The following is a 12,396-nucleotide window of genomic DNA, read 5'->3' as shown; positions in this document are numbered from 1 at the left end:
GCCGGGAGTTGCTTGCTGCAGCGTTTCGCGGCCTGGGATGCGGGTAGGTGGTCCAGATGGCAGGCGCACGATCGTCAATCTTGCTTATCGCCGATCCGGGAGCACCCGCCGCGATCGCGGAACGTCTGTCTAGTTCCCTACCAGCCGCACTCACTAACTTCGCTTCGGCAAGCGACAAGTGGGAGGTGTGCGTGCGGCGTCATGCCTACCCAATCGACGAACACGCCGAGGTCTCCGACGTCGTTGACACGATCGACCCGGGCGGCGAACAAGAAGACATTGTCATTTACCTGACGGACTTGCCGAGACGTCATGGGACGACGCCGGTAATAGCCGACATCAGCGTGCCTGGCCGACTCGGAGTCATTTCCATTCCCGGCGTCGGTGGTGTGTTTGTCGATCGCCGGGTGACGAACTTGGCGCGGACCATCGTGGCCGAGGTGACGGAGCAGTCGGACGAGCACAATCCGTCGGTGAAGAGGCTGACGCGGATGCAGGGAGACGATGTTGTCCGCTACTTCGCGCCGACGGCTCTGTCGCGTCTGCGGCTGCTGGCGGGGATGGTTCACGCGAATCGTCCGTGGCGACTGGTCACTGGCATGTCCAAGGTGATGATGGCGGCGTTCGCCACGGGGGCGGTAAGCCTTGCATATCCGACGATCTGGCAGCTGTCCGCGACTATGGGCCCCTGGCGATTAACCACCGCAACGATCTTGGCGACGGCAGCGATGATCTCCTGGCTCATCATCGAACACGAACTGTGGGAACGCCCTCATTCAGCCGACGGACGCGAACGCGCGGTGTTGTACAACGCTTCAACTGTCGTCACTCTGCTATTCGGCGTCATGATTTTCCACGCTGGGTTGTTTCTCCTGTTGCTTGTGACCGCATGGTGGACGCTTCCTCCGGACATGGTGGCTAAAAGCATCGGCCATCCCGTCAGCCTCTCGGCCCTACTCTTGATGGCCTGGCTGGTAGCGGCGGTCGCCACGTTGGGCGGTGCCCTGGGCTCGGGGATGGAGGACGACGACACCGTAAAGGCGGCGGCATATGGGGTCCGACAACGCCAGCGATTCGACCAACAGGACTCACGCACACAGGACGACTGAGTCGTCGTCTTGCTCAGCGCCATTGGCCCGGCCCGGCGTCCCGGAAGACACGGTTGACCGAGTCGCCAACAGGAGGTCGCCGCGAAGACGGTGACCAGACCTCGGGTAAGTGCCCGCCTCAACCCGCCGCGTTCGCCGCGGCCTTCAACTCGATGTCACACCTGCTTGGCTGCCGCGCCATGCAGCCTGCATACTGCACCGCCACGGCGGCGAGGGGCCGCGGCCGACGCAACACCCACAAGGCGGCTCCCCCGCGACCGGCATTTGATCCGGACATGACGCCGACCGGCAACACGGTCGCCATGTTCCACATCAGAACGCCAGCCCGTTGGGCGCGGCACCGGTCGCATCGTCGAGGACGCGCCGCCAGGCACTCAGACTAGCATACTCGATAGTCGGCTATTACTGCTTCTAGCATCCCCAAAGGATCAACACACGCCTAATAGGTAGAGATATAGTTATGAAAATCATGCTTTTCACTACTATATGGCCGTATCGGGTTTACAGTTCGCGTATGTAAGTAACCACCGAACGGGCCAGGGGAAGGGTCCGCAGGGGATGAGCCTCGGGAGGTAACGGTGTCGTTTCTGATCGCAGCGCCGCAGATAATCAAAGATGCCGCAACGGATTTGGCGAATATTCGTTTGGCGATCGGTTCAGCCAACAACGCGGCCGCGGCTGCGACAATGGGTGTACTGCCTGCGGCCGCCGACGAGATATCCGATCGGATCGCAGCTCTGTTCTCCCAATATGCGGCAGGGTTTCAGCAGCTCAGCTCGCAGGCCGAGGCATTTCACGAGCAGTTTGTGCAGGCTTTGACCGCGGGCGCTAACACGTATGCGGCGGCCGAGGCCAACGTCGTCCCGACCCTGGCGACTGCGCTGAACACGCCCGCGCAGGCATTGTCGGCGGGGAATGGTGAAGCGCTGGCTGCAAGTTTGGGCGCCGGACTGCCCGCGCTGGAGGCCGGCCTTAGCGGCGGGCTTTCCGGGCTGAGCGCCCAGGTGAATACGGCGTTGTCGGGCAGCTTCGGTGGTGGCCTATCCGCGCTTCCTGGGCTGGTGCTAAATGGAATACCTGCGCCTACCCAGGCATCGTTGGTGGCTGCCACACATACGCCAGTCAACGTGTTGGAGCAATTCGCGCAGGCCCAGATCGGCTTTAACACAACATTAGTCAACGGTGAGTTCGGCTTAAACACCTCCCTGGTCGCCAACGAGATGGGCATAGAGCAGGCTGTCTTCGGCACCAATAACGCGTTGAACGGCGCGGTCAACAACGTTTTCAACTTCTGCAACATGATGGTGGGCACCGGTGAGCAGACCGTCAACAGTCTGCTGGGTGCGCAGGTACCTGCGAACATCAACCTGACTTCCAGCCTGTTGGCTGGTGGCCCAACCCTGGCTGGTGGTAGCGGCGAGGTCGGTGGCCTGTTGGGTGCCCTCGATCAGGGAATGATGTTCGAGCTCAATATGGGCGGCTTGGTCACCGGCGCCATGACTGGCAATGGGGCGATGCAGGCGGCGTTCAGTACGGTGATCAACGGGACGCCGTTGCAGGCGATGGTGAGCGGGCTTCCGGTGTCGGCGGCGGCGTGGTCGGCGACCTCGCCGGTCGGTATGTTCCAGCAATTTGTGCAGGCCCAGATCGGCTTCACCAACAACCTGGTCCACAGCGAGTTGGCATTCAACCAGTCCCTGGTCACCAGCGAGATGGGCTTGGAGCAGGCCGTCTTTGGCACCAACCATGCGCTCAACGGCGTGGTCAACGACGTCTACAACTTCTGGAATCTGATGCTGGGTACCGGTGAGCAGACTGCCAACAGTCTCGTGGGTGCGCAGGTCCCGGCGGACTTCACCGCCAGCCTTTTGGTCGGTGACTCCTACCAAGTCATCGGGGGCGGTCAGGTCGGCGGTCTGCTGGGCGCGCTGGATCAGAAGGTGTTGTTCGACCTCAACGTGCTGGGCTTGCCAGGTCTCACACCGCCGCCGCCACCACCGCCGCCGCACCACTGCCCGCCTCCGTGTCCGCCTCCGCCTCCGTGTCCACCTCCGCCTCCATGTCCGCCCCCGCCTCCGTGTCCGGCCCCGCCCTGTGATTGAGGCGGGCCGCACGGACTCAATGGGATGGCGGCTTTCCCGCCTCGGGTAGTTCCACAACAATGACTTGGCTTTTCAGCGAAGAGCAAACGGCGCCAACCGTTTCGCCAGATACGGCGCCGTGCGGCTGTTTTTCGCACGTGCCACCTTCGTAGGCGGCCCCGCCGCAACGACTCGACCGCCGTCGCTGCCGGCTCCCGGTCCCAGATCGATCACCCAGTCCGCGTCCGCGACCATCCGCATGTCATGTTCGGCCACCACCACCGTATTGCCCGCGTCGACCAGGCGGTGCAGTTGGCGATCGAGCAGATCCACATCGGCGGGATGAAGCCCGGTGGTCGGCTCGTCGAGGACATAGAGGGTATGCCCTCGGCGCGGCCTTTGGAGTTCGGAGGCGAGCTTGATCCGCTGGGCCTCGCCGCCTGACAGTTCAGTCGCCGGCTGTCCGAGACGGAGATACCCCAGCCCGACCTCCCGCAACGTGGTCAGGCTTCGGGCCGCCTTCGTAACGTCGGCGAGAAAGTCTGAGGCCTCATCGACGGTCATCGCGAGCACGTCGGCGATCGTGCGATCGCGGTAGCGCACCTCGAGTGTCTCGTCGGAGTAACGCGCTCCTTCACACGCCGGGCAGGTGGCGTATGTGCCTGGCAGAAATAGCAATTCGACCGAGACAAAGCCCTCTCCCTGACAGGTGGGGCAGCGCCCTTCGGGCACATTGAACGAGAACCGGCCCGCTGCCCAACCGCGGCGACGCGCCTTCGAAGTGGCGGCGAATTCGTGGCGCACGGCGTCGAACAAGCCGGTGTACGTCGCCAGCGTCGAGCGCGGCGTGCGTCCGATCGGGCGCTGGTCAACGGATACCAGCCGATTGATCTTCTCGACACCTTCCGCCGTCACGCCGAGGCTGGCGTCGTGATCGAGATCGACGATCTCGGTGTCACTTTCGTCGCCGTCGGCGTCGGCCGGCTCGACGGCACGTCCGGTGCCGAGATGGCTGTTCACGACGTCGCCGAGAACCTTGACGACCAGCGTTGACTTGCCCGAGCCGGACACTCCGGTGACCGCGGTATACACACCGAGTGGCAGGTCCACGTCGAGGTCTCGCAAGTTGTGGAAGCAGATTCCGCGCAGCCGCAGCCGTCCGGACGGTGAGCGGGATTGACGAGTCGGCGGCCTGGCCCCGTCGAAAAGGTACTTGCGAGTGACCGATTCCTCGGTGTCGGCGAGACCCGGCACCGGCCCGCTATAGAGCACATTCCCGCCCAGCTCTCCCGCGCCCGGTCCGACGTCGACGATCCAGTCGGCGCGACGTACCACGTCCATGTCGTGCTCGACCACGAATAGCGAATTGCCCGCGCGCCGCAGGCGATCGAGCACGTCGAGTAGCGGTTCGGCGTCCGCGGGGTGCAGTCCGGCCGACGGCTCGTCGAGCACATAGAGCACCCCGAACAAGCCGGCACGCAGCTGGGTGGCCAGCCGCAACCGCTGCAATTCGCCGGGTGACACCGTAGGAGTGCGACGACTCAGCGTGAGGTAGCCGAGGCCGAGATCGATGAGTACCTGCAGGCGCGCGACAAGGTCGGCGGCGATCATCGTGGCCACTTCCGTCAACTCACCGGATTCCGTTGACTCGTACGCCGGTGCGGCGTCGGTCCGGGAGGCCGTGGGGCGCAACGCGTCAGCAAGGTCGGCCAACGGCATTCCCGCGTAGTCGGCGATGGTACGCCTGGCGAATGTCACCTTCAGCGCTTCGGGTCGCAGCCCGGAACCCTCGCATACCGGGCATTCGACGGTGTCGACGAATTGCAGCACGCGGCGGCGCATCATCGCGCTGTGTGAGTTGGCCAGCGTATGGCGGACGTGGCGTTCGGCGCTGGAGAACGTGCCGTTGTAGTAGTAATCGGCCTGGACAGGGTGCTGGCTCGGATCGATTTCGACTGTGGGCTGCTCATCGGTGAACAGGATCCAATCGCGTTGGCGCTTAGGAAGTTTGCGCCACGGCTTGTCGATGTCGTACCCCAGAGTGACCAGGATGTCCCGCAGGTTTTGGCCCTGCCACGCGCCCGGCCATGCGGCGACGGCGCCTTCGCGGATGGTCAGCGACGGGTCTGGTACCAGTGTCTCTTCGGTCACCCGATGGATTCGTCCCAACCCGTGACACTCGGGACACGCCCCAACGGCGGTGTTCGGGGAGAAAGCGTCGGAGTCCAGTCGTTCGCTGGCCCCCGGCGGGTAAGTTCCGGCGCGGGAGAACAGCATCCTCAGCAGGTTCGACAGGGTGGTGACGGTGCCGACGGTCGACCGCGACGTCGCCGAACCCCGTCGCTGCTGCAATGCGACGGCGGGAGGTAGCCCCGTGATGTCATCTACCTTCGGCGCGCCCGCTGGCAGTAGCAGGCGACGCGCGTACGGGGCGACCGACTCGAAGTAGCGGCGCTGAGCCTCGGCATAGATGGTCCCGAAAGCCAACGACGATTTGCCGGACCCGGAGATCCCGGTGAACGCGACCAGGGCGTCACGCGGCGCTACGACGTCGACACCCCGTAGATTGTGGACCCGCGTCCCGTAAACGCGCACGCACGAGTCGATTTCGTCCGCGCGTCGATCGGCCATTCCTGTCATCGTGCTGAGACGAATACCCGCGCTGCAGCCGCGCAAGCATGAAAGTTTGCTGCCTCGATTTCGCAGCGCGATCTACGGGCACCGACGGAATGGAACCTCATCCGCCGGCCAAGACTAGGGTGCTTCTAGTTCTTGATGGAGATCCGTCTACGTAGGGGTGACGCCAGTGCCGCCGCGGCCGCGCTGGTCAGTGCCGCCGCCGAGGGCTTCGGTGACCAGCGCAAGGCGGACACGGCCCAGCCGATCGGCTTGTCGAGCTGTGGATCCGAGCCGTTAAGGTTCGTGACCGTCTGCGATTGATCGGTCGACTCGGCGAAGATGTCGAGGGTCGCCGGGAGGAACGCCCTCATGTCCTGGGGTCCCCGACTGGTAAGGAGGTTGCGGTCACGCACGACCTCGCGGTCAAGCCAGGTGGCGCCGGCGTTCACCAAGTCGTCGCGGATGCCCGGCCACGAGGTCAGGGTGCGCCCAGTGAGCAATCCTGCCGACGCAAGCACCCACGGGCCGTGACACAACGTGGCAATTGGCTTGCCAGCGTGGTCGAACGCACGGACAAAATCCCGGGCAGCCGCCGACTGCCGCAGCAGATCGGGGTTGATGAAGCCGCCCGGAAGCAGCAGTCCGTCGTAGGCGCCAGGGTCGGCGTCCGTGACGACCTTGTCCACGCCAACCCGGCTGGCCGGCATATGCAAATTCACTCCGCGGATGCGGCCGCGGCGCAGCGACACGATATCCACCTTGGCGCCGGCCAATTGCAATGCACGCAAAGGAATTACCAGCTCCACCTTCTCGAAGCCGTCGGCTGCCAACGCTGCGATTTTTCGCCCCGAAAGGCGTCGTGCCTGTGACATCTTGCTCTCCTGTCGGTTATGGCGCTCGAAGCGCCGGTTTACCTTGCTCGTGTCGGCTGGCTGCTCAACCGACGCGTGGACGCGCCCGCTCGCGTGAGCGGCGCAATCCCTCAACGCGCCTGTCCTGCAACGGCCGGACCGACTCGCGGGCGCCGCCACAATTCCCAGACCAACCGGCACACGCCGATGCCGGCGAGCAGGCCGAGCGCCGCGAGGGCGGGCATGTGCAACAACGCAGGCAGGGTCGCCGCCGCGGCTACTCCGGTGACGGTGCGGTCGACCGGGGCCTGCCGGTGGTCACGCCATCGGTAGGCGACATCAGCGAAGTAGAACAGTCCCATGCCGCCGGCCAGTGCAATCGCCGACAGCAACGGCAGGGGGACGGTGGCGTGCTCGATAGCGGCGTGCGCTCCGACGGCGAACAGCATGATGCCGGCGACCAGGGGTAGATGCAGGTAGCTGTAGGCATCACGGGCAAGATGAGCCCGTTCTATACCGGTGGCCTGCTCCAGCCGCTGCCGCGCTCCGGACGTCAAACCGAAGTAGGTCCACCAAAACGTGGCCATGACGGCCACACCCAGCACCAGAGCAGCGATGACCTCCCATCGGCCGAGATCCCTTGCGGCTCCACCTAATCCGACTACCACCTCACCGAGCGCGATGATGATGATCGAGCCGTGGCGCGATACGAAGTAGGACGGTGAGACGCGGAATCCGCCGAGGCCGAGCGCGGCCGGTGCGCCGTAGTCGATCACCGCCGCGGCTACCCACAGCAGTTCGCGGCCCGGTGAGTCCACGAAGGCGGCGGCCACGATGCAGGCGGGCGCCGCGACGAACGCCGGCGCTATTCGACGGGTGCCCTCCCGCAACGCGGGATCCTCGTGCGAAGAAAGGGCGACGAACTTCACCACGTGGATCGACCGAACCACCAGCAGGCCGATCGCGAAGACCAGCGCACCCGACCCGAACGCCGCCGGAAGCGCCGCTGCGGCGACGAGCATCGCGGCCATCGCAGCGATGACCACCGCTTGGTGCCACACGTTGGTCGTGTCGAACGTGTTGATGAGCCACGTGTAACCCGCCCAGGCCCACCACACCGCAAGCAGCGCCAGGGCGGCCCGGCCGAAACCCGTCGGTGAGAGGTCGTGCAGGACAAGCAGCGTGACCTGCGACATGGCGAAAGTAAATACGAGATCAAAGAACAGCTCGAGGTTGCCCTCGGAGCGTGGGCCCCCGTTCTGGATCGAGTTCTCGTCGTCGTCAGCCATGGCGTCACTCCCCCTCCCTGAACAACGCGCCACGCGCAAGCATCGAAATCGCTGGGCGTACGCCCAGACTGCGAGCCGCCCCGTACACACGGCTCAGCGCTGTCACAGTGAGTAACCCGAGAAATCCGGGTCAATCCTCTACTCAACGACTTCGGACCCTGCTCCGCCCGTCGGATGAGTGCGCATATGAGGACGCACTCGCGGGGGAGCTTGAGGTGGGCGGCGTGATTGCGTCCCGAAGCAGCCCAGTTCTGCTCGAACCGCTGGTGCCAGCAGATTGACGGCCTGGACATAGCCCGCAGCCCATGTCACCCGACTGCGGCGCGCGGGGTGACCGACCAGGTGAAAGGTCGCGTGCCTGGCGCGCTCGGCCGTGGTACTGACGGGGTGAATGCGCACTGCGAAATAGGTATGCCCGGGTTGAAGATTCGCGCACCCCGGATTGCCACACTTCGAAGATGTCGGCTGCCATGGGGCGTGGGGCGTCTGCGCACGCACCGACGGGCCCTGGCGTTCAGTACATATGAGCACGGCTTATTCGGTGTCGAACGCACCTTTAAGTCCACGCGTAGGGAACGCGGCGTCAGTTGCACGACCTGACGAGCCGCCTGCAAGTGACGCAAGCGATGGAGGAGACCATGGACTCACATTCGGTCACAACCGAACACCGTTCGCCCATTGCGACTGTGAACCCGGCCAACGGGGAGGTGCTACGCGAGTTCAACCCGATGAGCGACGAACAGGTCGATCACGCGGTCTACGACGCCCACCAGGCCTTCCTGTCCTGGCGCGAGCGTCCCGTCAGCGAGCGGGTGGCCGCGCTCGCCCGCGCCGCCGACCTGATGCTGGAACGCATCGATGAGCTGAGCGGCCTGGTGACCTTAGAAATGGGCAAGCTCCGTCACGAAGCGCGCGGCGAGGTGAATCTGAGCGCCGAGATCTTTCGCTACTACGCAGAAAACGCCGCGAAACTACTTGCACCCGAACCACTCAACGCGGACGCGGGGAGCGCGGAGATACGCTACGAGCCACTGGGCGTACTGCTCGGCGTCATGCCGTGGAATTTTCCGATATACCAGGCTGCCCGCTTCGCGGCGCCCAACATCGCCGCCGGCAACACCATCGTGCTGAAACACGCGAGCCAGTGCCCGCAATGCTCGATCGCGATCGAGAAACTGCTGACCGACGCGGGCCTGCCGCGCGGCGTTTACGTGAACCTGCTGGTGCCCGGCCGCACGGTGCAAAGGATCATTCCGAATCCCTTGGTGCGCGGAGTCTCGCTCACCGGGAGCGACGCCGCCGGCCAATCGGTCGCCGAGAGTGCGGGACACGAGGTGAAGAAGACCGTGCTCGAACTCGGCGGCAGCGATCCGTTCATCGTGCTCGACGATGACGACTTCGAGCGCACGCTGGACTTCGCGGTGACCGCCCGCGTCACAAACTGCGGCCAGAGCTGCGTCGCCGCAAAGCGATTCATCGTCCTGGGCGACCTCTACGACCGCTTCCTGCAGGCTATGCGGGAACGGATGGTCGCGCTGAAGCCGGGAGACCCGACCGACGAGGCCACCACCCTTGCCCCGCTCAGCTCCGAGCAGGCCGCACAACGCCTGATCGATCAGATACAACAGGCCGTCGCGGGCGGCGCCACCCTGATGCTCGGCGGCGGCCGCATCGACCGCCCCGGCGCCTACGTCCAGCCGACCATCCTGACCGACATCACACCAGCCAATCCGGTGTTCGATGCGGAGTTGTTCGGTCCGGCGGCGCAGGTGTACCGAGTCGAAACCGACTCTGAGGCAATCGACCTCGCCAACGCTACACAGTTCGCACTCGGTGGTTCGGTGTGGAGCGGGGACGAGCAGCGGGCTCGGAACGTGGCCGCGCGGTTGGAGACCGGCATGGTCTGGATCAACTACCCCACCAGCTCAGAACCGCAGTTGCCCTTCGGAGGTGTCAAACGCTCCGGTTATGGACGTGAGCTCGGTCCACTGGGCATCAAAGAATTCCTCAACCCGAAGCTGGTGCGGGTGGTCGACCGCGGCGCCCAACCGACAGCCGGATTCTTCGGCTAGGGGCGTCCAGGCGCCGTCCGTCGGAACGCGCGTTACCAGGTTGCCGCCGACGTCGACCGCGACAGTCGACAGGGAAGAATTCTGGTCGGCGTTGGCCTGCCCGCAGCAACCACTCGCTGTGGGTCGTCAAGAGGAACCGATGCCTCAGTGAGCGTCACTGCGCACCCGATTCGCGGTTCCGGAAGTGTTCGCCTCACGACCGGTTACCGGCAGCGTGTTCCCCTTGTGGTGCTGCCAGGACGAATCGCGACCGGAATTTTGGGCTGTCCAGGCCCCCGCGACATCAGCTGCGGATTGCCAGACTCCTGGAGTGGGAGTGAATTACGACGCGCGTTTCGGCGCATGCGATACGACTAGCCGTTGCCGGCGCCCCTGAAAATCTTTCGACCAGGGAGAAGCACGGCTTTGATGTGTGTCGCCGCCGACGTTGAAGGTAGCCCGACTGCGCGCTGCAGAACCTCACTAGCGACAACCGAAGGGGACTGACGATGGCAACAGCGGTAGGCATCGATCTCGGGACCACCAACTCGGTGATCGCCGCCTGGCAGGGCGGCGAACCGGTTGTGATCCCCAACGCCGAAGGGGCGCGCACCACACCCTCGGTGGTGGCGTTCACGGAAAGCGGCGAGCGCTTGGTCGGGCAACTGGCCAGGCGTCAGTCGATCATGAACCCAAAGGGCACGATCTATTCGGCGAAGCGATTCATCGGCCGCCGCTTCGATGAGATATCGGAGGAAGCCAAGGCCGTCAGCTTCGACGTCGTCGAGGGTGAGGGTGGCGCCGCTCGTTTCGAAGTGCGCGGCAAGCAGTATGCGCCGGAGGAGATCAGCGCACAGGTGCTGCGCAAACTCGTCGACGATGCCAGCAAGTTCCTCGGTGAGCGGGTCAAGGAGGCGGTGATCACCGTCCCGGCGTATTTCAACGACGCTCAGCGCAACGCCACCAAGGATGCCGGCCGGATCGCCGGCCTCGACGTGCTGCGCATCATCAACGAGCCCACGGCCGCGGCACTGGCCTATGGGCTGGACAAGAAGGGGCACGAGACGGTGCTCGTTTTCGACTTGGGCGGCGGCACCTTCGACGTCAGCCTCCTCGACGTGGGCGATGGGGTGGTAGAGGTCCGCGCCACCGCCGGTGATTCGCACTTGGGCGGCGATGACTTCGACCGTCGGCTCGTCGACTACCTCGCCGAAGAGTTCCAGCGTGAGAACAACATCGATCTGCGGAAAGACCCGCAGGCGCTGCAGCGGCTGTTCGAGGCGGCCGAGAAGGCTAAGGTCGAACTCTCGTCGGTGGCGCAGACCCAGGTGAATCTGCCCTTCATCACCGCCGACGCCAGCGGACCGAAGCATTTGACCACCACGATCATGCGATCGAAGTTCGAGGACCTCACCGCGGACCTGGTTGAGCGAACGATGGGCCCGGTCAAGCAGGCGATGAGCGACGCCAAAGTGAGCGCGAACGACATCGACGAGGTCATCCTGGTGGGCGGTTCCACCCGGATCCCCGCAGTACAGGCATTGGTCCGCCGGCTCACTGGCGGCAAGGACCCCAACATGAGCGTGAACCCCGACGAGGTAGTTGCGCTCGGCGCCGCGATCCAGGCCGGTGTGCTCAAGGGCGAGGTCTCCGACGTCCTGCTGCTCGACGTCACCCCATTGTCGCTGGGCGTGGAGACCGCTGGCGGGCTGATGACCAAGATCATTGAGCGCAACACCACCATCCCGGCACGCCGCAGCGAGGTGTTCACCACCGCCGCGGATAACCAGCCGGCCGTGGATATCGTTGTGCTGCAAGGTGAACGCGAGATGGCCAGGGACAACCGGGTGCTCGGTCGATTCAAGTTGGAGAACATCCGACCGGCCCCGCGCGGTGAGCCGCAGATCGAGGTCATCTTCGATATCGACGCCAACGGCATCCTGCACGTCACAGCACGCGATAAGGACACCGGTGCCGAGCAGGGCATCACCATCAGCGAGCAGTCGAACCTCGACAAGAGCGAGGTCGAGCGGATGCTCGCCGAGGCCGAGGCCAACCGTCGCGAGGACGAGCAACTGCGTGCCGCCGTCGAGGCGCGCAACGCGCTCGACTCGGCGGCTTACCAGGTGGAGCGCCGGCTTGCCGAACTGGGCGATTCGGCGGCGCCGCACGAGCGCGCACGGGCCGAGATGCTAGTCGCCGACGCGCGCCAAGCCATCAAGGATGATGCACCGATGGACCGGGTGCAGTCCTTGACGTCCGAACTGCAGCAAGTGCTTTACGGGCTGCAACCCATGCCGTCCGGTGGCGGCAACGGGCAGCCGACAGGCGACGGCCAGGGCTCTCCGGTGGGTGACGACGATGTGGTCGACGCCGAGTTCGATCGGGGCTGAGCC

The 12,396-nt window shown here is 64.8% G+C and carries 6 protein-coding genes and 1 pseudogene; 4 read left to right on the top strand and 3 right to left on the bottom strand.

Features of this window, described 5'->3' with window-relative positions:
- Positions 1 to 56 precede the first annotated feature (56 nt).
- Positions 57 to 1,109, top strand: a complete 1,053-nt coding sequence (locus N415_RS01615; RefSeq protein ID WP_068176616.1) for a hypothetical protein — start codon at positions 57 to 59, stop codon at positions 1,107 to 1,109.
- Between the two features lie 578 nt (positions 1,110 to 1,687).
- The gene (locus N415_RS01610) at positions 1,688 to 3,211 is read left to right on the top strand and encodes a PE family protein (protein WP_081665017.1); all 1,524 of its coding nucleotides are present in this window, start codon (positions 1,688 to 1,690) and stop codon (positions 3,209 to 3,211) included.
- Between the two features lie 72 nt (positions 3,212 to 3,283).
- Here the strand turns inward: N415_RS01610 and N415_RS01605 are convergent, their stop codons facing one another.
- The 3 genes and pseudogenes from N415_RS01605 to N415_RS01595 all read right to left on the bottom strand — a co-directional run bounded on the left by N415_RS01605 (position 3,284) and on the right by N415_RS01595 (position 7,949).
- Complete coding sequence (locus tag N415_RS01605) at positions 3,284 to 5,830, bottom strand: excinuclease ABC subunit UvrA (protein ID WP_068176447.1); 2,547 nt, start codon at positions 5,828 to 5,830, stop codon at positions 3,284 to 3,286.
- Between the two features lie 305 nt (positions 5,831 to 6,135).
- Positions 6,136 to 6,681 (bottom strand): annotated as a pseudogene (locus N415_RS01600) (type 1 glutamine amidotransferase domain-containing protein); the annotation flags it as partial.
- Between the two features lie 110 nt (positions 6,682 to 6,791).
- The gene (locus N415_RS01595; protein ID WP_068176441.1) at positions 6,792 to 7,949 is read right to left on the bottom strand and encodes a low temperature requirement protein A; all 1,158 of its coding nucleotides are present in this window, start codon (positions 7,947 to 7,949) and stop codon (positions 6,792 to 6,794) included.
- A gap of 638 nt (positions 7,950 to 8,587) precedes the next feature.
- Here N415_RS01595 and N415_RS01590 point away from each other — a divergent pair.
- Both N415_RS01590 and dnaK read left to right on the top strand, forming a co-directional pair.
- On the top strand, positions 8,588 to 10,021 hold the full coding sequence (locus tag N415_RS01590; protein WP_081665025.1) for an NAD-dependent succinate-semialdehyde dehydrogenase: 1,434 nt from the start codon (positions 8,588 to 8,590) through the stop codon (positions 10,019 to 10,021).
- 488 nt (positions 10,022 to 10,509) lie between these two features.
- Positions 10,510 to 12,393, top strand: coding sequence for a molecular chaperone DnaK (dnaK, locus tag N415_RS01585; RefSeq protein WP_068176439.1), 1,884 nt, complete (start codon positions 10,510 to 10,512; stop codon positions 12,391 to 12,393).
- Positions 12,394 to 12,396: the final 3 nt, after the last annotated feature.

Origin of the sequence: Mycobacterium sp. UM_CSW (assembly GCF_000455205.1) — a bacterium.
Lineage (GTDB): Bacteria > Actinomycetota > Actinomycetes > Mycobacteriales > Mycobacteriaceae > Mycobacterium.
Note: the sequence above shows the minus strand (reverse complement) of the source record. Positions and strands in the feature narration are given on the sequence as shown.

Bases quoted from the DNA above. Each gene is read 5' to 3' on its own strand.
- N415_RS01605 (WP_068176447.1), bottom strand. From the start codon at position 5,830: ATGACAGGAATGGCCGATCGACGCGCGGACGAAATCGACTCGTGCGTG.
- dnaK (WP_068176439.1), top strand. From the start codon at position 10,510: ATGGCAACAGCGGTAGGCATCGATCTCGGGACCACCAACTCGGTGATC.
- N415_RS01590 (WP_081665025.1), top strand. From the start codon at position 8,588: ATGGACTCACATTCGGTCACAACCGAACACCGTTCGCCCATTGCGACT.
- N415_RS01595 (WP_068176441.1), bottom strand. From the start codon at position 7,949: ATGGCTGACGACGACGAGAACTCGATCCAGAACGGGGGCCCACGCTCC.
- N415_RS01615 (WP_068176616.1), top strand. From the start codon at position 57: ATGGCAGGCGCACGATCGTCAATCTTGCTTATCGCCGATCCGGGAGCA.